Here is a 20,512-nt window from a genome sequence, read left to right as displayed (position 1 = left end):
TTCATTCCACCAGCAATAATTTATAAAGCGGTTGATTCTCTTCAACCAAATCGGCCAGCGTGTAGTTATCCAGTTCCTTGAGAAAACTTTGCACGGCCTTAGAAAGCGCCTGTTTCAGGCGGCAAGCGGGCGTAATGTGGCAGAACGCGCTGCTGCAGTTCACCAGAGACAAGGGCTCCAGCTCGCGTACCACATCCCCGATACGAATACTCTGTGCCGGTTTACCAAGACGGATCCCTCCATTCTTCCCGCGGACGGCAGCAACGTATCCGGCACGGCTAAGTTGATTGATTATTTTGACCATATGATTACGGGACACACCGTATACCTCTGTGACTTCAGAGATACTGGTCATCTTCCCTTCGGGTAACGACGCCATGTAAATCAGCGCGCGTAAGCCGTAATCGGTGAAACTTGTTAACTGCACATCAACCTCAGGAAAAAGGGAAAACGCGGTCAAACCGCAGAGATATTCATTAATGATGATAAACCAGCCAGATAGTTAGCGGCTAATTTATTTGACAGACGGGGCGAAAAAGCGGAGATCCAGGAGCGGTCGCCGGTTGGCGCTACGCTTATCCGGCCTACGGGTCTCCCCGCAGGCCAGCAGTCACGAAGATTATGCGTCGAACGGGTCGCGCAGGATCATCGTTTCAGTACGATCCGGGCCGGTAGAAATAATATCGATCGGCACTTCGGTCAGTTCTTCAATGCGCTTGATGTAATCCAGCGCAGCCTGCGGCAGGCCGCTACGCTCTTTCACACCAAAGGTGGTCTCAGACCAGCCCGGCATAGTTTCGTAGATTGGCTCAATGCCTTCCCAGTCGTCAGCAGCCAGCGGAGTGGTGGTCACTTCGCGGCCATCTGGCATACGGTAGCCTACGCAGATTTTCACTTCTTTCAGGCCGTCCAGTACGTCCAGCTTGGTCAGGCAGAAGCCAGACAGGGAGTTGATCTGCACTGCGCGACGCACGGCAACCGCATCCAGCCAGCCGGTACGACGACGACGACCGGTGGTCGCGCCAAACTCGTTACCCTGCTTGCACAGGAACTCGCCGGTTTCATCAAACAGTTCGGTCGGGAATGGACCCGCACCTACGCGAGTAGAGTACGCTTTGATGATACCCAGAACGTAATCCACATAACGTGGACCCAGGCCAGAGCCGGTCGCCACGCCACCCGCGGTGGTGTTAGAAGAAGTAACGTACGGATAGGTACCGTGGTCGATGTCCAGCAGCGTACCCTGCGCACCTTCGAACATGACGAAATCGCCACGCTTGCGCGCCTGGTCCAGCAGATCGGACACATCAACAACCATACCGGTCAGAATGTCTGCAATCGCCATGACGTCATCCAGCACTTTCTGGTAGTCAACAGCGTCAGCTTTGTAGAAGTTCACCAGCTGGAAGTTGTGATATTCCATCACTTCTTTCAGTTTTTCAGCGAAGGTCGCTTTGTCGAAGAGGTCACCGACGCGCAGACCGCGACGTGCAACTTTATCTTCGTAAGCCGGGCCGATACCACGACCGGTGGTGCCGATCGCTTTCGCGCCACGCGCTTTTTCACGCGCCACGTCCAGCGCCACGTGATAGTCCAGGATCAGCGGGCAGGCTTCGGAGAGCAGCAGACGCTCACGAACAGGGATACCACGGTCTTCCAGACCTTTCATCTCTTTCATCAGCGCAGCAGGAGACAGCACAACGCCGTTACCGATGATGCTGGTGACGTTTTCGCGAAGAATGCCTGATGGAATAAGATGGAGGACGGTTTTTTCACCGTTGATTACGAGAGTATGGCCTGCGTTGTGACCGCCCTGGTAGCGTACAACATATTTAGCCCGTTCAGTCAGAAGATCGACAATCTTCCCTTTACCTTCGTCACCCCATTGGGTGCCCAGTACGACGACGTTGTTACCCATTTTTTTCAAAATCACCGTTTGCTTAAAAATGGATTCTACCATCGCTTTTTCAGATATACAGCACTTTTTGACCTTAAAATACGCCAATTGCGGCTAGTTTTTGATCAGCCAATCGTTTTCCTCAACATGTAGTAGATAACGATACCGGCAACCACAAGACCACCGCCGAAACGACGCAAAATATTATCCGGTAGCTGGCTCATGGTCGCGATCATACGACGCCACGCGCGCGGATAGAGCATCGGGCCGAGACCTTCCAGCACCAGAACCAGGGCCAGCGCGAGCCAGATCGTTGAATTCATTTTTCATCCTTATAAAAGAAAACCACCGCTCCGTTGGGAGCGGTGGTTTGAATACTCAAACGAGCCTGAGTTTATCGCGTTGCGTTGGTCGGCGTCTTCATATAACGGAAGAAATCGCTGTCCGGGCTGAGCACCATCACATCCTGGTTGCTCTTAAAGCTATTCTCGTAAGCGCGCAGGCTACGGATAAAGGCGTAGAAGTCTGGATCCTGGCTGAATGCATCGGCAAACAGCTTCGCCGCTTCCGCATCGCCTTCACCGCGCAGGATACGGCCCTGACGTTCAGATTCCGCCAGCGTCTTGGTCACTTCATAGTCCGCTGCCGCACGCAGTTTTTCAGCCTCTTCCTGACCCTGTGAACGGTGACGACGGGCTACCGCTTCACGCTCGGCGCGCATACGGTTGTAGATCGCCTCGGACACTTCCGCTGGCAGGTTGATCTGCTTGATACGCACGTCAACCACTTCGATACCCAGTGCCGCCATACTGTTCGGGTTGATCACCGGCACTTTACCGTTGGTTTCAGCCTGAACGCGTTCGGCCGCTTTAGCAATCGCGTCATCCGCTGCTGGCGTCGCCACTTCGTCTTCGGTGCCCGCTGTACCGGAGTTCAGCGCATCGCGCACTTCCAGGGTCAGACGACCGCGGGAGTCGGTCACGATGTCTTTCACATCAAGACGACCAATTTCAGAACGCAGACGGTCAGAGAACTTACGTTTCAGCAGCACTTCTGCCTGAGACACGTCACCGCCGCCCGTTGCCAGGAAGTAACGGCTGAAATCGCTGATGCGCCATTTGATGTAAGAATCAACGATCAGGTCTTTCTTCTCTTTGGTCACGAAACGGTCGGCCTGGTTATCCATGGTCTGGATACGCGCATCAAGCGTTTTCACAGACTGAATGAACGGCACCTTGAAGTGCAGGCCCGGCTCGTAAATCACCGGACGTTTGTCGCCATCACGCACGACGCTGCTGAACTGGAACTTGATCCCGCGCTCGCCCTCTTTCACCACAAAGATCGAGGTATACAGCACGACCAGTACGATGACGATGATCGCAATAACTGACTTACGCATCCTTATTCCCCCTGACGCTGGTAGTCGTTACGCTGCGCGTTAGCACGGCGTTGGTCCATAATGTCACCATCGTTCGAAGAAGGCGTTGTGTTCGCGCTGGAGCTGCCTGATGAGGCTGGCGGCAGACGCAGGAGGTTGTTCGCTCCGCTGGTGTCTTTCGCTGCCGGTGCAGAACCGCCTTTCAGCATCTGATCCAGCGGCAGAACCATCAGGTTTCCGCCTTTGCTGTCGTTAACCAGCACTTTGCGGGTGTGGCTCAGCACTTTTTCCATAGTCTCGATATACAGACGCTCGCGGGTAATTTCCGGCGCGGCTTTGTATTCCGGCAGGATGCGCGCGAAGCGAGCCACTTCACCCTGAGCTTCCAGGATGGTCTGGGTCTTATACGCACGCGCCTCTTCCAGAATACGCTGCGCCTGGCCGTTAGCACGCGGCTGAACTTCGTTGGTGTACGCTTCTGCTTCGCGGATGTACTGCTGTTCGTTTTCACGGGCAGCAATCGCATCGTCAAACGCGGCCTTCACCTCTTCCGGCGGACGCGCAGCCTGGAAGTTGACGTCCAGCAGGGTGATACCCATGTTGTACGGACGAATCGTCTCTTCCAGCTCGCGCTGGGTATCGCTACGAATAACGGTACGACCTTCGGTCAGGATGCGGTCCATGGTGTATTTGCCGATCACACCACGCAGGGCGCTGTCGGTCGCCTGACGCAGGCTGTCATCGGCGCTGGTCACGCTAAACAGATAACGCTCAGGATCGGTCACGCGGTACTGCACGTTCATCTCAACGCGCACCACGTTTTCGTCCGAGGTCAGCATCACGCCAGAAGCGGCCAGTTCACGGACGGATTCCACGTTTACCGCAGTCACATCGTCAATGAAGGTCGGTTTCCAGTTCAGGCCCGGCTCAACCAGGTGGCTGAACTTACCGAAACGGGTGACCACGCCGCGTTCTGCTTCTTTAATGGTGTAGAACCCGCTGGCTGCCCAGACGATCACCAGCCCGGCAGCAACGATGCCCACCAGGCGGCCACCTAATTGCGGGCGCGGTCCCTGGCTGGAACTGCCACCCGAGCCAGAACCTTTTCCTCCGCCAAGGCCACCAAGCTTTTTGCTCAGCTTGCGGAAGATATCATCCAGATCCGGCGGCCCCTGCTCGCGACCACCTTTGTTGCCATTTCCCCCAGAGTTGCCGCCTTGATTATTGCTGCTTCCCCACGGGTCGCGGTCTTGTCCGTTATTACCGGGCTGATTCCACGCCATGTATATGCTCCATATTTGTTATGCAAGGGCGAATTTTTCAGGCTTCCCCTTTCTGATCAGACGATATAGTCCGCCAGCGCAGGTTCTTGTTTACAGAGGCGACGCCAGTCAACGATCGGCATACGCACCTGCATCCCCACGCTGCCGTCATCCTCCATCCACTCTTTTTCTATCGCCTGAAGCTGATAAAACCGGCTGCGCAGCCTGCCTTCCTGTGGCGGCAGTCGCAGCGTGTGCTGAGCTACCTCACCGGAAAGACGTTCTGTCAAAGCCTGGAAAAGCAGTGGCACACCGATTCCGGCCTGAGCAGAAAGCCAGACCCGAATCGGTTTGTTCTCTTCATCACGGTCGATACGCGGTTCGAAATCCTCCAGCATATCGATCTTATTCATCACCAACAGGGTGGGAATTTCGTGGGCGTCAATTTCTTCCAGCACCACGTTCACCGCGTCGATGTTCTCCTGCACGCGTACGTCAGCCGCATCAATCACGTGCAGCAGCAGAGTCGCCTGACGCGTCTCCTGCAACGTCGCCTTAAACGCCGCCACCAGATCGTGCGGCAGATGGCGGATAAACCCTACGGTATCCGCCAGCACTGTTTCACCCACGTCAGCAACGTCAATGCGGCGCAGCGTCGGGTCCAGGGTCGCAAACAGCTGGTCTGCGGCATACACCTGGGCCTCGGTTATCTGGTTAAACAGGGTGGATTTACCGGCGTTGGTATAGCCCACCAGCGACACCGTGGGGATGTCGGCTTTGGTTCGCGCCCGACGCCCCTGTTCACGCTGTTTCTCGACACGTTCCAGACGTGAGAGGATCTGGGTAATACGGCCACGCAGCAAACGGCGGTCGGTTTCGAGCTGGGTTTCACCCGGACCGCGCAAACCAATCCCGCCTTTTTGTCTTTCAAGGTGGGTCCAGCCACGCACCAGACGCGTCGCCAGATGGCGCAACTGCGCCAGCTCAACCTGCAGTTTCCCCTCATGGGTACGGGCACGCTGAGCAAAAATATCTAAAATCAATCCCGTGCGATCGATAACACGGCACTCGCAGAGAGCTTCCAGGTTGCGCTCCTGGGCTGGAGACAGCGCATGATCAAACAACACGACTGACGCGCCGGTTGCTTTTACGGCATCCGCAATTTCTACTGCTTTACCTTCACCAACAAAATACTTTGGGTGCGGCGCTTTACGGCTACCGGTAATCACCTGCATTGCTTCGACACCGGCGGAAGAGACCAGAGATTCAAACTCCTGGAGGTCTTCCATATCTTTGTCTTGCGAAAAATAGATGTGTACCAGCACCGCCTGCTCACCGGCATCATAACGGTCAAACAAGCGTAAACCTCTCTAAAAAGATCAGCGGGGAACGCAGGATCCCTGGCTCCCCGTGTGGATAACAGCTAAAACCTTATTCGGTCTCGTCGCTGTCCTGCGCAGGAGCAGAAGAACCCTGCGCGTTGCTGCCATGATGGTAGTTACTGCCTGTGCCGCCGCCAGCGTTATTGCTGTGATGAGAGACCGGACGGGACGGAACAACAGTAGAGATAGCGTGCTTGTAGACCATCTGGCTGACCGTGTTTTTCAACAGGATCACGAACTGATCGAAAGACTCAATCTGACCTTGCAGCTTAATACCATTCACCAAATAAATAGAAACTGGAACACGTTCCCGACGCAATGCGTTCAGGAACGGATCTTGTAAAGATTGCCCCTTAGCCATTCTATCTTTTCCTTATATGCTTGTTTTGTACTTAGAACCTTGCGATTCTGAAAAATTGCGCACGATACGTCTCAATTGTACACATTCAGTGGGCGATATCACCAACAACCTCAATCACATCGTTTAACGCCTGTTGCGGTTTTTCACTGTCTAACCAGTGAACCCCCTCCCAACCGCGCAACCAGGTGATCTGGCGCTTCGCTAACTGTCTCGTGGCGCAAACACCTCGATAAACCATTTCATCGTATGAAATCTCACCTTCAAGATACGACCACATCTGGCGGTATCCCACACAACGAACGGAAGGCATATCCGTATGCAAATCTCCACGGGCAAATAGCGCCCGCACTTCTGCTTCAAAATCTGAAGCCAACATCTGATGAAAACGCTGCTCAATTCGTTGATGGAGCAGTTCACGGCTCGCCGGGGCGATGGCGAACTGATGCACCTGATACGGCAGAGCGTCTCCTGACGTTTGCGTCAGTTCCGTTAAAGTTTTACCCGAAATGAAAAAAACTTCCAGTGCCCGGGAAAGCCTTTGCGGATCGTTTGGATGGATTCGCGCCGCCGCAACCGGGTCAATCTCTGCCAGTTGCTTATGCAATGCGTCCCACCCCTGCTCTGCCGCCTGCTGCTCAATCTTTGCTCTGATTTCAGGATCTGCAGAAGGTAAGGGTGACAAACCTTCGAGCAGCGCCTTGAAGTAGAGCATGGTTCCGCCAACCAACAGCGGTATACGCCCCGTGGCGGTGATCTCGGCCATCTCAGCTAAGGCATCCCGGCGGAAATCCGCTGCGGAGTAAGCCTCTGCCGGATCGAGAATATCCAGCAAACGGTGCGGTGCCGCACGCAGTTCGTCTGCGCCGGGCTTCGCCGTGCCGATGTCCATCCCTCGATAGATGAGGGCGGAATCAACGCTAATCAACTCTACAGGCAAAACTTTACGTAACTCAATGGCTAACGCTGTTTTGCCAGAGGCCGTTGGGCCCATTAAAAAAATTGCCTTTGGCAGGCTCGCCTTGCTTACGTCAGTCATGTTTCAGGGCGGTCATCGCCGTTTTTAAATCAACAGGTTGTAATAACCCACCCGGCGGCGCTTTCACCAGCTGTGGGCAGAGGCGTTCCACCTCCGCCAGCACGGTAATCGCCTGCGCCATACTCCACGGTGAATGTTCGCTGGCCAGATGACGGGCGATCCACTGCGCGGTGTTGGCAGCCTCCAACGATGTTTGCTGCGCCAGGTAGCCTATCAGTTCAGGAATCAAGTTTTGTAAATTTTGTTGGCGTAAGGGTAAAGGCACTGCGCGAATTGTCACATGTTGTGGTTCGAGCACAATTTCAATGCCCATTTGCGCCAGCTGGGCCTCTGCACGCTGCAATACCCTTGTTTCTTCAGCGGATATTTTCAGGCGAACCGGGATCAATAACGGCTGCGCACAGGCGGCATTTTCGCCCGGCGTGAGCTGCACCTGTTTAAGCCAGCGTTCGGCAACCGGCAGTGCCAGAAGCATCAATTTCCCGTCACGTTCCAGCAGTGCCATATCCGGCGCGATAATCGTCAGCACCCGGCCAAAACTCTGGCTATGGCCGTCCAGAGAAGACTGAGGTGTCGGAATGGGTTCTTTACGCTCTACGGCTGGCGTCTCCAGCAGTTTGCGGTACAACGCGCCCTGCTGCTTTTGATAGCCGGGCTGGGCATTCGGGTAGTTGGCGCCCGTTGGACGCGGTGCGGCCCCTGCGGAGGAAAAGCGCGGCGCTTCCGGTTCACGCGCAACGGCAGGCTCCGCAAAATGGTTGCGGCCCGCCGCGACACGGTTTTCAGGAATTGGGCGCGGTGCGGAGTCTTCTTTTTCCAGCGGCAGCGTGGGTTCAAGCTGCTGTTGCAGCACGCTCAGCACGCCCTGGTAGATAAAATCATGCACCAGACGCGACTGATGGAACCGTACTTCATGCTTGGCAGGATGGACGTTGACATCCACCTGATGCGGGTCGATCTCCAGATAAAGCACAAAGGCCGGTTGCTGATCGGCCCCGAGCTTGTCTTCGCAGGCCTGGCGAATGGCGTGATTAATGAGGCGGTCGCGCATCATGCGGCCATTCACGTAGCAATACTGAATTTCAGAATACGCCGCGCTACTGGCGTTCGGATCGGCCACCCAGCCGCGTAAAGCCAGATCGCCGTGCTGCCACTCGATAGCCAACGCCTGCTCCAGGAACGGCGTCCCGCAGATAGCGCCTAACCGTCGCTCTTTCTGACCACCTTCAGCCACCGCGCGGTACTGGCGCATCACCTTGCCGTTATGGCTGAGGTTGATGGTGACGTCGAAACGGGCGAGCGCAATTCGGCGGATGATCTCGTCGATATGGCCGAACTCGGTTTTTTCGGTACGCATAAACTTGCGGCGGGCGGGAGTATTGTAGAACAGGTCCAGAACTTCCAGCGTAGTACCGACAGGGTGCGCCGCGGGTTTGACCGTGACGTCCATATCCCGCCCTTCAGCGTAGGCCTGCCAGGCTTCCTGCTGTTCAGCGGTGCGGGAGATCAGCGTTAAACGAGAAACCGAGCTGATACTGGCCAGCGCTTCGCCGCGAAAACCGAGGCTGATAATCGCTTCCAGGTCATCCAGAGAGGCAATTTTACTGGTGGCATGACGCGCCAGCGCCAGCGCCAGCTCCTCTTTTTTGATGCCCCAGCCGTTGTCGCGAATGCGGATAAGCTTTGCGCCGCCGCGTTCGATATCAATATCAATGCGGGTGGCGCCCGCATCGAGGCTATTTTCAACCAGCTCCTTCACCACCGACGCAGGGCGTTCCACCACCTCACCGGCGGCGATTTGGTTCGCGAGCTGCGGCGGCAGAACCTGAATCGGCATGAATTCTCCTTAATTTGTGGCGGTCAACCCACCCGGCTGCGCGGCGCTGGCCGTCTGGGCTGCTCCGCCCTGCGGCGCGGACTGCAGAGGATGCGCCTCAAAATATTTACGTAAACCGTTATAAATCGCTTCGGCAATTTGCTGCTGATAGCTGTCGCTGCCCAGCAGGCGCTCTTCACTGTTATTGCTGATAAAGCCCGTCTCTACCAGAATTGACGGAATATCCGGCGAGCGCAGAACGCCCAGGCTCGCATGTTCAGGGCGGCGCTTATGCAATGCCCCGATGCCCTGCAACTGGTTCAATACGTTAGTGGCGACATCATACCCGACGCGCTGAGAATGACCGAACTGTAAATCCAGCACCGCCTGGCTGAGGTATGGGTCAGACTGGCTGTTTGCCAGCACATCACCCGCGCCGCCTAACAGTTCAGACTGTTTCTCATGCTCTTCCAGCCAGTTGGCCATTTCGCTGTTTGCCCGGCGGTTCGACAGAACCCATACCGAGGCGCCCGTCGCGTTACGGTTCGGCGCGGCATCCGCGTGAATGGAGACCAGGAAATTGGCGTTTTGCTTACGCGCCACGTCTGAGCGGCCCATCACAGAGATAAAATAGTCGCCGTCGCGGGTTAGTACGCCTTTAAACATCGGATCATCGTTTAACAGCGTCCGCAGCTTGCGGGCCACCGCAATAGTGACATTTTTCTCTCGCGTGCCGCCCGGGCCAATCGCTCCAGGATCCTGTCCACCGTGCCCGGCATCAATGGCGATTATCACTTTGTCACCGCTGACCGTACGCCGTGCGCTGACCGCCGGACGCGTTACCGTGTTACTGCTGGTTGCCGCGGTGATGCGATCGTTCTGCGATTTAAACGGATTACGCGCAGGTTCCGATGGGCGAGGCGTATACACCGGCTCTTCCACGCGTTTCGCGACAACCGGTGGCGGCGGAGGCGGCGGAACATCGGCATTGATGGTGAAGACCACCGTATAGTTCGCCCCGTTTTGCTGCTTCACCGCCTTCGTTTTGCCCTTTTCGGTCAGATCGACCACCAGGCGCAGCGACTGGCTGTCCTGAGGGGTACCCGAGCGGATACTTTTCACCAGGTTGTTACCGCTGAACCGCAGCGGTAACCCCTGGATCACGCCTGTCTGTTTGATATCCAGCGCCACGCTGTGGCTGTCTGGCTGTGAAAACGCGTATTCAGGGTCGCCCTTAAAGCTGAACGTAATCCGGGCCTGGCTTTCGCCGTTTGACACCTGAATATCCGAAAGGCTTGCCGCCCCGGCCTGCGCGCACAGCAGCACCGTCGCAGCCAACACCCAACCTTTAACGCGACTAATCATCCCGTCATCCCTACTCTTAACCGGCGAGACGCGCCAGTAAGGAACACCCTGATGAGGAAACCGCACTGATGCGAGCCTCACGCCCTTGAGCCTGGTAATCTAAGTGAATTTCGACATCCGGGTCAGGCAGCACACCCGCACCTTGTTGCGGCCACTCCACCAGGCAGATGGCGTCGTTGGCAAAATAATCACGGATCCCCATAAATTCCAGCTCCTCAGGATCCGCAAGGCGGTATAAATCAAAGTGGTACACCATAAGATTGTCGAGGGTGTACGGCTCGACCAGCGTGTAGGTAGGGCTTTTCACGTTCCCGTTATGCCCTAACGCCTGCAAAAAACCCCGGCTGAAGGTGGTTTTACCCGCACCTAAATCGCCATACAGATAAATGACGGTTGCCCCCTGACAGGCCTGCGCCACGCGCTTGCCGAGATCTAAAGTGGCTTGTTCATCAGGTAAAGGAATCGCTCGATTAGTCATTTTCTACGTCAATCACATCCGGGTTAACAACACGCCGCAGCGTGCAAAAGAGATCGGTGGCCAGCATACCGCGTGTCCCCTCCCGCTCAGCAAGCCTGTCAGCTGCCGCGCCGTGGGCCACGCAGCCCGCACAGGCTGCATCATAAAGGGGAAGTTTCTGTCCAAGCAATGCGCCGATAATGCCTGAAAGCACATCGCCCATACCGCCGCTCGCCATGCCCGCATTTCCGGCATCAATAATGCCCTGCGTCTCGTCACTGGCGACAACGGTGCCTGCCCCTTTCAAAACGGCAACACCTCCGTAACGTTTTACCAGACGCTGAGCAGAAAGTAAGCGATCGCTTTCAATTTCTGCCACGCTGCAGTTAAGCAGGCGTGCGGCTTCGCCGGGGTGTGGCGTCAGAATGCGATTGTGACGCTTATCCGGATTTATTGCCAGAAGGTTAAGCGCGTCGGCATCCCACAGCATCGGTTTACGAAAATTCTCGACCTTTTGCAGGGCCTGTTTACCCCATGTCTGTTGCCCAAGCCCGGGACCAATAACCACCACATCCGCCCATTCGAGGCTTTCTTCCAGCGTCTGGGGCGTAAGCTCATGGACCATCAGTTCCGGTCGGGCTGTGATGATTGGCGCAATATTTTCAATGCGAGTGAGTACTCGCACTAACCCGGCACCGCTGCGAAGTGCCGCCTCACCGGTCATGCGAACCGCGCCTGCCGTACCGCGATCGCCACCAATAATCACCAGCCTGCCGTTGTCGCCCTTGTGAGACGTTGGGCGGCGCGGCGGAAGCCACTCTTTTAGCTGCGAGGAATCAAAGCGCGACAGGAGCGTTTCCTGTCCAACGAGCCAGCTCTCCAGCCCCAGCGCGTTATGGTGCAATACGCCGACCACATCCCGCGCTTTTCCGGTTAACAGGCCCGGCTTCAGAGCGATAAAGGTCACGGTGTGCGCAGCCTGAATAACGGCGCCAGGCGTCGCGCCGGTCTGCGCGATCAGGCCCGACGGAATATCCAACGCGACGACCGGCGCAGAGTACCCGTTAGCGTGTTCAATAAGCGCGGCAATGTTTTCGCGAGGCGCGCTGCGTAGCCCGGTCCCCAGCAGACCATCAACAATCAGATCAACATCTTCCGGCCAGACGATATCAGGAGCATGAATCACGCCGCCTGCGTTCAGCCATGCCTCCCGCGCCGCGCAGGCCTCTTCCGGCAGGGGCTTATCACTCTCCAGCGCCAGCAGGGTAACGCGGAGACCGGCTGCAACGGCAAGACGCGCAACGACGTAGCCGTCGCCGCCGTTATTGCCGTGCCCGCACAAAATCAGCCAGTGAGTGGACTGCGGGTACGCGCTGCGGGCAACGTTAAACGCCGCCTCTCCCGCGCGCTGCATCAGTTCATAAAGGGTAATGCCGAGACTGTCTGCGGCCTCTTTTTCGGCGCGCCGGAGGTCATCCGCATGCCAGATGGAATGTGGTATACTTGCGGGGTTTTTCTTCACCGTATGGTCCGTCATGTCACAGCCCCTCGATCTCAATGAATTAGCGCAAAAAATAAAACAGTGGGGTGCTGAGCTTGGCTTCCAGAAGGTAGGCATTACCGATACCGACCTCTCTGCCAGCGAGCCAAAACTGCAGGCCTGGCTGGACAAACAATACCACGGCGAAATGGAGTGGATGGCGCGTCACGGCATGATGCGCGCCCGTCCACATGAACTTTTACCGGGTACACTACGCGTCATCAGCGTGCGCATGAACTACCTGCCTGCCAACGCGGCCTTTGCGCGCACGCTAAAAAATCCCTCCCTGGGTTACGTCAGCCGGTACGCTCTGGGGCGTGATTACCATAAGCTTCTGCGTAACCGCTTAAAAAAACTCGGGGAAACCATTCAGCAGCACTGTGATTCGCTGAATTTTAGACCCTTTGTTGATTCCGCGCCTGTTCTTGAGCGCCCGATCGCCGAAAAAGCCGGACTTGGCTGGACAGGTAAGCACTCACTTATCCTGAGCCGCGACGCCGGATCGTTCTTCTTCCTCGGTGAGCTGCTGATAGATTTACCCCTGCCTGTAGATGGCCCGGTGGAGGAAGGCTGTGGCCGCTGCGTGGCCTGCATGACCATCTGCCCGACGGGCGCCATCGTTGAGCCTTACACCGTTGATGCCCGCCGCTGTATCTCCTATCTCACGATAGAGCTTGAAGGGGCGATCCCGGAAGAATTCCGACCGCTTATCGGCAACCGGATCTACGGCTGCGACGACTGTCAGTTGATTTGCCCGTGGAACCGCTATTCACAGCTGACGGACGAAGAGGACTTCAGCCCGCGTAAAGCGCTGCATGCGCCACAGCTTATTGAGCTGTTCGCCTGGACCGAAGCCTGGTTTCTGAAGGTGACGGAAGGTTCCGCTATTCGGCGTATCGGCCACCTGCGCTGGCTGCGAAACGTGGCCGTCGCGCTGGGCAATGCCCCGTGGGATGAAGCGAATATTCAGGCGCTCGAAAGCCGTAGAGGTGAGCACCCACTTCTTGATGAACACATAGAATGGGCGATTGCGCAGCAAATCGAGAAGCGAAATGCCTGCGTGGTCGAGGTGCAGCTTCCTAAGAAACAGCGGCTGGTTAGGGTGATTGAAAAAGGGCTTACGCGGGATGCGTGATATATTCACAGCCTGTGAATAAAAATAAAAACTCAAGCGCCATCTGGACTTGAGAAGAGGTCAAGTGATCTCAATAACATTTTGAAATGAAATTTTATCCAATTAATACAGTGGCTTGGGAAGATATTATTCACCCTGCTAACTTTCTGTACGGTTTGGGTAAAGCGCGAATTCTGTGGATAACTCTGTTTACAAGAGTATTTCAGATGCAATAGAAAACGTCCCCAGCGCGTCTTTTCGCTGTGGATATTTTAGAGATGAAGAAGAATTTGGAGCGGGAAACGAGACTCGAACTCGCGACCCCGACCTTGGCAAGGTCGTGCTCTACCAACTGAGCTATTCCCGCTTGGGTGGTCCGTGCTTTAGAAGCACTTTCAAATTTTGGAGCGGGAAACGAGACTCGAACTCGCGACCCCGACCTTGGCAAGGTCGTGCTCTACCAACTGAGCTATTCCCGCTTGGGCAGTCTGTGCTGTGGAAGCACCTTCAAATTTTGGAGCGGGAAACGAGACTCGAACTCGCGACCCCGACCTTGGCAAGGTCGTGCTCTACCAACTGAGCTATTCCCGCAAATCTGTACTGCTTTTGTTGCTGTCGTAACGTGTAATTCTCTGTCGTTACGGGAGGCGCATTATACGAGAAATCCTTTTAGCTGCAACCCCCCTTAAAGTGATTTTTTCGAAATTCAGTTCAAGTGCTTATTTAATCGGCAAGCTGAACAATTTAACGACAAAAACCCGGCCGCGCAAGGTGCCGGATCTCAAAATCACAGCTTAATAAAGTTTTCGCGGTAGTACGCGAGTTCCGCCACGGACTCGCGGATATCGTCCATCGCCTGGTGCGTACCCTGTTTTTTAAAGCCGTCCAGAATTTCAGGTTTCCAGCGGCGCGCCAGCTCTTTCAGGGTGCTCACGTCCAGATAGCGGTAATGGAAGTAAGACTCCAGCTCCGGCATGTACTTGAAGAGGAAACGGCGATCCTGACCGATGCTGTTCCCGCAGATCGGCGATTTACCCGCTGGTACCCACTGCTTCAGAAATTCGAGCGTCGCCAGTTCCGCCTCGCGATCGCCCAGCGTGCTCGCCTTCACGCGCTCGACAAGACCGCTGCCGGTGTGGGTACGCACGTTCCACTCATCCATCAGCGCAAGCTGGTCGTCGGACTGATGCACCGCAATCGTTGGCCCTTCGGCAAGGATATTCAGGTTGGCATCGGTCACCAGGGTTGCAATCTCAATAATGCGATCGCGCTCGGGATCCAGCCCGGTCATTTCGAGATCGATCCAAATCAGGTTGTTTTCATCCGCGCTCATGTTATTTTCCACCCTTCTCGCATAACCGGCAGTAGCAGGTTAACTAGTATTAATTAGAGTGTATCATAGAGGTTTTGCCCCTTACGGGCGACCAGGAGCCAGTGCGATTGAGTAAAAATAAACTCTCCAAAGGGCAGCAGCGCCGCGTGAATGCCAATCATCAGCGCCGTCTTAAAACCACTTCGGAGAAGGTCGATTACGACGACAACCTGTTTGGCGAACCAACGGAAGGCGTAGTTATCAGCCGTTTCGGTATGCACGCCGACGTGGAATCCGCCGATGGCGAAATCCACCGCTGTAACATTCGCCGGACCATTCGTTCTCTGGTGACCGGCGACCGCGTCGTCTGGCGACCGGGTAAAGAGGCGGCAGAGGGCGTTACGGTAAAAGGTATCGTTGAAGCGGTCCATGAGCGTACGTCCGTGTTAACCCGTCCCGATTTTTACGACGGGGTGAAGCCGATTGCCGCCAACATTAACCAGATTGTCATCGTATCGGCGATTTTGCCCGAACTTTCGCTCAATATTATCGACCGATACCTTGTCGCCTGTGAAACGCTGCAGGTTGAACCGATTATCGTGCTGAACAAAATCGATCTGCTGGATGACGAAGGCATGGCTTTCGTTAATGAGCAGATGGATATCTACCGCAAGATTGGCTACCGCGTTCTGATGGTGTCCAGCTACACCAAAGACGGACTGAAACCGCTGGAAGAGGCGCTTACCGATCGCATCAGCATCTTTGCGGGTCAGTCCGGCGTGGGGAAATCGAGCCTGCTAAACAACCTTCTCGGCCTCCAGCAGGAGATCCTCACTAACGATGTGTCTGACGTCTCGGGTCTGGGCCAGCACACCACCACCGCCTCACGTCTCTATCATTTCCCTCACGGCGGCGATGTGATCGACTCACCGGGCGTGCGTGAATTCGGTTTATGGCATCTTGAGCCGGAACAAATCTTTAATGGATTTGTCGAATTCCATGATTATTTAGGCGCTTGCAAATACCGCGACTGCAAACACGATAACGATCCAGGCTGCGCTATCCGCGAAGCGGTTGAGAAAGGTGAAATCGCGGAGACCCGCTTCGAGAATTACCACCGCATTCTTGAGAGCATGGATCAGGTAAAAACGCGTAAAAACTTTTCTGATTCTGATAACTGACAACTAAGCTAAGCATCGCTAAAATCGTCCCCTTTTTTCAGGTTCCGGCGGCTTACTGCCGGATCAGGAACGACAAAACAATGGCCTGGAGGCTACCTTGTTAAACGCATTTAAACTTTCGCTTCAATACATTCTGCCAAAACTGTGGCTCACTCGCCTGGCGGGCTGGGGCGCAAGCAAACGCGCGGGCTGGCTGACCAAACTGGTCATCGACCTTTTCGTTAAGTATTACAAGGTCGACATGAAAGAAGCGCAGAAGCCGGACACCGCCAGCTACCGCACGTTCAACGAGTTTTTCGTGCGCCCGCTGCGCGACGAAGTGCGCCCGCTGAACACCGACCCTAACGTCCTGGTGATGCCAGCAGACGGCGTGATCAGCCAGTTGGGTAACATCGAAGACGACAAAATTCTGCAGGCGAAGGGCCACAACTACAGCCTGGAAGCGCTGCTGGCGGGCAATTACCTGATGGCGGACCTGTTCCGCAACGGCACCTTTGCCACCACCTATCTGTCACCGCGCGACTACCACCGCGTACACATGCCGTGTAACGGTATCCTGCGTGAGATGATCTACGTGCCGGGCGATCTGTTCTCCGTGAACCACCTGACCGCGCAAAACGTACCGAACCTGTTTGCCCGTAACGAACGCGTCATCTGCCTGTTCGATACTGAATTCGGCCCTATGGCGCAGATTCTGGTGGGCGCGACCATTGTCGGCAGCATCGAAACCGTCTGGGCTGGCACCATTACCCCGCCGCGTGAAGGCGTGATCAAGCGCTGGACGTGGCCTGCCGGTGAAGAAGAAGGTTCAGTCGCCCTGCTGAAAGGCCAGGAAATGGGTCGCTTCAAGCTGGGCTCTACCGTCATCAACCTGTTTGCGCCGGGCAAAGTGAAGCTGGCTGAGCAGCTCGAAAGCCTGTCGGTCACCAAACTGGGTCAGCCGCTGGCGGTCTCTACCGAAACCTTCGTGACGCCGGATGCAGAACCTGCTCCGCTGCCGCAAGAAGAGATCGACGCCGAGCACGACGCCAGCCCGCTGGTTGACGACAAAAAAGACGAAGGCTAACAAAAGAAGGATCGCTGACGTGCGCCCGATTATCGTTCTACTGATGGCCTGGTGCCTCAGCATGGGGGCGTACGCAGCGACAGCCCCCGACGCCAAACAGATAACCCAGGAGCTGGAGCAGGCGAAAGCGGCTAAACCCGCTCAGCCAGAGACCGTTGAGTCACTCCAGTCCGCACTGAACGCGCTTGAAGAGCGGAAAGGCTCGCTTGAGCGCGCTCAGCAGTATCAGCAGGTTATCGACAACTTCCCTAAACTCTCGCAAACGCTGCGCGCGCAACTCGCTAATCTGCGCGATGAGCCGCGCGAAGTGCCGGAAGGCATGACCACCGACGCCCTGAATCAGGAAATCCTGCAGGTCAGCAGCCAGCTCCTGGAAAAGAGCCGCCAGGCTCAGCAGGAGCAGGAGCGAGCGCGTGAAATTGCCGACTCCCTCAGCCAGCTTCCGCAGCAGCAAACCGACGCCCGCCGCCAGCTTAACGACGTTGAGCGCCGCGTGGGTACGCAAAGCGGCAACACGCCGCAGGCTCAGGCGCAAAATCTGGGTCTGCAGGCGGAATCTGCCCGTCTGAAGGCCCTTGTGGATGAGCTGGAGCTGGCGCAGCTTTCCGCCAACAACCGCCAGGAGCTGGCGCGGATGCGCTCTGAACTCGCTCAGAAGCAGAGCGAGCAGCTGGATGCGTACCTTCAGGCCCTGCGCAATTTGCTTAACAGCCAGCGCCAGCGCGAAGCCGAGCGAGCGCTTGAAAGCACCGAGCTGCTGGCGGAAAACAGCGCCAATCTGCCGGAAGGTATCGTCGATCAGTTTAAGGTCAACCGCGAGCTTTCTGCCGCCCTGAATCAGCAGGCGCAGCGTATGGATCTGGTTGCCTCCCAGCAGCGTCAGGCGACGAATCAAACCCTGCAGGTGCGCCAGGCGCTCAACACCCTGCGCGAGCAGTCCCAGTGGCTCGGGTCATCAAACCTGCTGGGCGAAGCGTTACGCGCCCAGGTCGCGCGCCTGCCGGAAATGCCGAAACCGCAGCAGCTGGATACCGAGATGGCCCAGCTGCGCGTGCAGCGACTGCACTTTGAAGATCTTCTCAATAAGCAGCCGCAAATACGCCAGATCCGTCAGGCTGACGGACAACCTCTGACCAGCGAGCAAAACCGTATTCTGGAAGCCCAGCTGCGCACCCAGCGCGAACTGCTGAACTCCCTGCTGCAGGGCGGGGATACGCTGATTCTGGAACTGACTAAGCTCAAGGTCTCTAACAGCCAGCTGGAAGACGCGCTGAAAGAGGTGAACGAGGCTACGCACCGTTATCTCTTCTGGACATCCGACGTACGTCCAATGACCTTCTCGTGGCCAATTGAGATCGTTCAGGATCTGCGCCGCCTGATTTCGCTCGACACCTTTAGCCAGCTCGGACAGGCCAGCGTGATGATGCTGACCAGTAAAGAGACGATTTTCCCGCTGCTGGGCGCGTTGGTTCTGGTGGGCTTCAGCATTTATTCGCGCAGACATTTCACCCGCTTCCTGGAGCGTTCCAGCGCGCGGGTGGGGAAAGTCACTCAGGATCACTTCTGGCTGACGCTGCGCACCGTGTTCTGGTCGATTCTCGTCGCGTCTCCGCTACCGGTGCTGTGGATGACGCTTGGCTATGGCCTGCGGGAAGCCTGGCCCTATCCGCTCGCGGTCGCCATTGGCGATGGCGTCACCGCCACGGTACCGTTGCTGTGGGTGGTGATGATTTGCGCGACGTTCGCGCGGCCTAACGGCCTGTTCATCGCCCACTTTGGCTGGCCTCGTAACCGCGTGGCGCGCGCCATGCGCTATTACCTGATGAGCATCGGGCTGATTGTGCCGCTGATTATGGCGCTGATCATGTTTGATAATCTCAACGACCGGGAATTCTCAGGCTCGCTGGGCCGCCTCTGCTTTATGCTAATCTGCGGCGCGCTGGCCATCGTCACGCTCAGCCTGAAACGCGCGGGGATACCGCTCTATCTGGATAAATCCGGCAGCGGCGACAACATGTTCAACCGGCTGCTCTGGAACCTGCTGCTGAGCGCTCCTCTGATTGCGATGCTGGCAGCGGCGGTAGGTTACCTGGCAACCTCGCAGGCGCTGCTGGCGCGACTGGAAACGTCGGTGGCGATCTGGTTCCTGCTGCTGGTGGTGTATCACGTGATCCGTCGCGGGATGCTGATCCAGCGCCGCCGTCTGGCCTTTGACCGCGCCAAGCATCGCCGGGCAGAGATCCTCGCTCAGCGTGCCCGTGGCGAGGAAGAGCCAACCCATGTCAACAGCACGGAAGGCACGATGGATGCGGACGAGGTCGAACTGGATCTGGATGCCATCAGTACCCAGTCTCTGCGCCTGGTGCGCTCCCTCCTGATGCTGATTGCCCTTCTGTCGGTGATCTACCTGTGGTCGGAAATTCACTCCGCGTTTGGCTTCCTGGAGAACATCTCTCTGTGGGACGTGACGTCCACGGTGCAGGGCGTTGAAAGCCTGGAGCCGATCACCTTAGGCGCGGTGCTGATTGCCATTCTGGTGCTGATCATCACCACCCAACTGGTGCGTAACTTCCCGGCTCTGCTGGAGCTGGCGCTGCTGCAGCATCTGGATTTAACCCCCGGCACGGGATACGCCATTACGACCATTACGAAATACCTGATACTGCTGTTTGGCGGAATGGTCGGGTTCTCAATGATTGGTATTGAGTGGTCTAAACTGCAGTGGCTGGTGGCCGCGCTGACGTTTGGCCTTGGCTTTGGCATGCAGGAGATTTTCGCTAACTTTGTATCCGGCCTGATCATCCTGTTTGAAAAGCCGATTCGCATTGGCGATACGGTGACGATCCGCGATCTGACCGGGAGCGTAACGAAGATCAACACCCGCGCTACCACGATCAGCGACTGGGACCGTAAAGAGATCATCGTGCCGAACAAGGCATTTATTACCGAGCAGTTTATCAACTGGTCCCTGTCGGACTCCGTCACGCGTGTGGTGCTGACGGTACCGGCGCCGTCGGATGCCAACAGTGAAGAGGTCACGCAGATCCTCTACACCGCCGCTGAACGCTGTACGCTGGTGCTCGATAACCCTGCGCCGGAAGTATTCCTGGTTGATTTACAGCAGGGGATCCAGATTTTCGAACTGCGTATCTACGCCGCCGAAATGGGGCACCGCATGCCGCTGCGCCATGAGATCCACCAGCTGATTCTGGCGGGCTTCCGCGAGCATGGTATTGATATGCCGTTCCCACCGTTCCAGATGCGTCTGGAAAGCATGGACGGACGCAAGATGGGTAAAACGCTCACGTCGGCGGCAAGATCGCGCCCGGCGGGAAGTCTGTAATC

The 20,512-nt window shown here is 56.4% G+C and carries 17 protein-coding genes and 3 tRNA genes; 4 read left to right on the top strand and 16 right to left on the bottom strand.

Annotated features, from left to right (window positions below):
* Position 1: 1 nt before the first annotated feature.
* From nsrR to nnr, 12 genes are all read right to left on the bottom strand, one after another.
* Positions 2-427: a nitric oxide-sensing transcriptional repressor NsrR gene (nsrR, locus tag IB212_RS02115; RefSeq protein WP_028015256.1), complete on the bottom strand. Its 426-nt coding sequence runs from the start codon at positions 425-427 to the stop codon at positions 2-4.
* 192 nt (positions 428-619) lie between these two features.
* The gene (locus tag IB212_RS02110; RefSeq protein WP_006178975.1) at positions 620-1,918 is read right to left on the bottom strand and encodes an adenylosuccinate synthase; all 1,299 of its coding nucleotides are present in this window, start codon (positions 1,916-1,918) and stop codon (positions 620-622) included.
* Positions 1,919-2,022: 104 nt separating this feature from the next.
* The gene (locus IB212_RS02105; RefSeq protein ID WP_003855996.1) at positions 2,023-2,220 is read right to left on the bottom strand and encodes a DUF2065 domain-containing protein; all 198 of its coding nucleotides are present in this window, start codon (positions 2,218-2,220) and stop codon (positions 2,023-2,025) included.
* Positions 2,221-2,291: 71 nt separating this feature from the next.
* Complete coding sequence (gene hflC, locus IB212_RS02100; protein ID WP_028015255.1) at positions 2,292-3,296, bottom strand: protease modulator HflC; 1,005 nt, start codon at positions 3,294-3,296, stop codon at positions 2,292-2,294.
* A gap of 2 nt (positions 3,297-3,298) precedes the next feature.
* A complete protein-coding gene (gene hflK, locus IB212_RS02095; RefSeq protein WP_028015254.1) occupies positions 3,299-4,558 on the bottom strand; it encodes an FtsH protease activity modulator HflK in 1,260 nt (419 codons plus the stop codon).
* Positions 4,559-4,614: 56 nt separating this feature from the next.
* The gene (gene hflX / locus IB212_RS02090) at positions 4,615-5,895 is read right to left on the bottom strand and encodes a ribosome rescue GTPase HflX (protein WP_023331851.1); all 1,281 of its coding nucleotides are present in this window, start codon (positions 5,893-5,895) and stop codon (positions 4,615-4,617) included.
* A gap of 73 nt (positions 5,896-5,968) precedes the next feature.
* Positions 5,969-6,280 carry an RNA chaperone Hfq gene (hfq, locus tag IB212_RS02085; RefSeq protein WP_013095287.1) on the bottom strand — a complete coding sequence of 104 codons (312 nt, stop codon included), beginning with the start codon at positions 6,278-6,280 and terminating at the stop codon, positions 5,969-5,971.
* A gap of 85 nt (positions 6,281-6,365) precedes the next feature.
* The gene (gene miaA, locus IB212_RS02080) at positions 6,366-7,316 is read right to left on the bottom strand and encodes a tRNA (adenosine(37)-N6)-dimethylallyltransferase MiaA (RefSeq protein ID WP_041911488.1); all 951 of its coding nucleotides are present in this window, start codon (positions 7,314-7,316) and stop codon (positions 6,366-6,368) included.
* A complete protein-coding gene (gene mutL, locus IB212_RS02075; RefSeq protein WP_041911489.1) occupies positions 7,309-9,153 on the bottom strand; it encodes a DNA mismatch repair endonuclease MutL in 1,845 nt (614 codons plus the stop codon). Before mutL ends, miaA begins: the two co-directional genes overlap by 8 nt.
* Before the next feature lie 9 nt (positions 9,154-9,162).
* Complete coding sequence (gene amiB / locus IB212_RS02070) at positions 9,163-10,497, bottom strand: N-acetylmuramoyl-L-alanine amidase AmiB (RefSeq protein WP_188246115.1); 1,335 nt, start codon at positions 10,495-10,497, stop codon at positions 9,163-9,165.
* Positions 10,498-10,513: 16 nt separating this feature from the next.
* A complete protein-coding gene (gene tsaE, locus IB212_RS02065) occupies positions 10,514-10,975 on the bottom strand; it encodes a tRNA (adenosine(37)-N6)-threonylcarbamoyltransferase complex ATPase subunit type 1 TsaE (RefSeq protein WP_028015250.1) in 462 nt (153 codons plus the stop codon).
* The gene (gene nnr, locus IB212_RS02060; protein WP_041911491.1) at positions 10,968-12,491 is read right to left on the bottom strand and encodes a bifunctional ADP-dependent NAD(P)H-hydrate dehydratase/NAD(P)H-hydrate epimerase; all 1,524 of its coding nucleotides are present in this window, start codon (positions 12,489-12,491) and stop codon (positions 10,968-10,970) included. Before nnr ends, tsaE begins: the two co-directional genes overlap by 8 nt.
* Between nnr and queG the strand changes: the two genes are divergently transcribed.
* The gene (gene queG / locus IB212_RS02055) at positions 12,490-13,629 is read left to right on the top strand and encodes a tRNA epoxyqueuosine(34) reductase QueG (RefSeq protein WP_028015248.1); all 1,140 of its coding nucleotides are present in this window, start codon (positions 12,490-12,492) and stop codon (positions 13,627-13,629) included. The two genes, nnr and queG, sit on opposite strands and share 2 nt — an antisense overlap.
* A 270-nt stretch (positions 13,630-13,899) precedes the next feature.
* Here the strand turns inward: queG and IB212_RS02050 are convergent.
* From IB212_RS02050 to orn, 4 genes are all read right to left on the bottom strand, one after another.
* Positions 13,900-13,975 (bottom strand) — tRNA-Gly (locus IB212_RS02050).
* Between the two features lie 36 nt (positions 13,976-14,011).
* Positions 14,012-14,087 (bottom strand) — tRNA-Gly (locus IB212_RS02045).
* A gap of 36 nt (positions 14,088-14,123) precedes the next feature.
* Positions 14,124-14,199: transfer RNA gene (locus IB212_RS02040), tRNA-Gly, on the bottom strand.
* Positions 14,200-14,395: 196 nt separating this feature from the next.
* Positions 14,396-14,941, bottom strand: coding sequence for an oligoribonuclease (gene orn, locus IB212_RS02035; protein ID WP_028015247.1), 546 nt, complete (start codon positions 14,939-14,941; stop codon positions 14,396-14,398).
* Between the two features lie 107 nt (positions 14,942-15,048).
* Between orn and rsgA the strand changes: the two genes are divergently transcribed.
* The 3 genes from rsgA to mscM all read left to right on the top strand — a co-directional run bounded on the left by rsgA (position 15,049) and on the right by mscM (position 20,510).
* Entirely contained in the window at positions 15,049-16,101 is a 1,053-nt protein-coding gene (gene rsgA, locus IB212_RS02030) for a small ribosomal subunit biogenesis GTPase RsgA (protein ID WP_032644955.1), read from the top strand.
* Between the two features lie 97 nt (positions 16,102-16,198).
* On the top strand, positions 16,199-17,167 hold the full coding sequence (gene asd / locus IB212_RS02025) for an archaetidylserine decarboxylase (RefSeq protein WP_028015245.1): 969 nt from the start codon (positions 16,199-16,201) through the stop codon (positions 17,165-17,167).
* A gap of 19 nt (positions 17,168-17,186) precedes the next feature.
* Positions 17,187-20,510, top strand: coding sequence for a miniconductance mechanosensitive channel MscM (mscM, locus tag IB212_RS02020; RefSeq protein ID WP_188246092.1), 3,324 nt, complete (start codon positions 17,187-17,189; stop codon positions 20,508-20,510).
* Positions 20,511-20,512: the final 2 nt, after the last annotated feature.

Origin of the sequence: Enterobacter sp. E12 (assembly GCF_014596715.2) — a bacterium.
GTDB lineage: Bacteria > Pseudomonadota > Gammaproteobacteria > Enterobacterales > Enterobacteriaceae > Enterobacter > Enterobacter bugandensis.
The sequence above is the reverse complement of the archived record's forward strand: the minus strand, read 5'-3'. Positions and strand labels throughout refer to the sequence as shown.

Excerpts from the sequence above, each read along its gene's own strand:
- IB212_RS02110 (WP_006178975.1), bottom strand. The coding sequence starts at position 1,918 with ATGGGTAACAACGTCGTCGTACTGGGCACCCAATGGGGTGACGAAGGT.
- IB212_RS02105 (WP_003855996.1), bottom strand. The coding sequence starts at position 2,220 with ATGAATTCAACGATCTGGCTCGCGCTGGCCCTGGTTCTGGTGCTGGAA.
- hflC (WP_028015255.1), bottom strand. The coding sequence starts at position 3,296 with ATGCGTAAGTCAGTTATTGCGATCATCGTCATCGTACTGGTCGTGCTG.
- hflK (WP_028015254.1), bottom strand. The coding sequence starts at position 4,558 with ATGGCGTGGAATCAGCCCGGTAATAACGGACAAGACCGCGACCCGTGG.
- hfq (WP_013095287.1), bottom strand. The coding sequence starts at position 6,280 with ATGGCTAAGGGGCAATCTTTACAAGATCCGTTCCTGAACGCATTGCGT.
- miaA (WP_041911488.1), bottom strand. The coding sequence starts at position 7,316 with ATGACTGACGTAAGCAAGGCGAGCCTGCCAAAGGCAATTTTTTTAATG.
- mutL (WP_041911489.1), bottom strand. The coding sequence starts at position 9,153 with ATGCCGATTCAGGTTCTGCCGCCGCAGCTCGCGAACCAAATCGCCGCC.
- amiB (WP_188246115.1), bottom strand. The coding sequence starts at position 10,497 with ATGATTAGTCGCGTTAAAGGTTGGGTGTTGGCTGCGACGGTGCTGCTG.
- tsaE (WP_028015250.1), bottom strand. The coding sequence starts at position 10,975 with ATGACTAATCGAGCGATTCCTTTACCTGATGAACAAGCCACTTTAGAT.
- queG (WP_028015248.1), top strand. The coding sequence starts at position 12,490 with ATGTCACAGCCCCTCGATCTCAATGAATTAGCGCAAAAAATAAAACAG.
- nnr (WP_041911491.1), bottom strand. The coding sequence starts at position 12,491 with ATGACGGACCATACGGTGAAGAAAAACCCCGCAAGTATACCACATTCC.
- orn (WP_028015247.1), bottom strand. The coding sequence starts at position 14,941 with ATGAGCGCGGATGAAAACAACCTGATTTGGATCGATCTCGAAATGACC.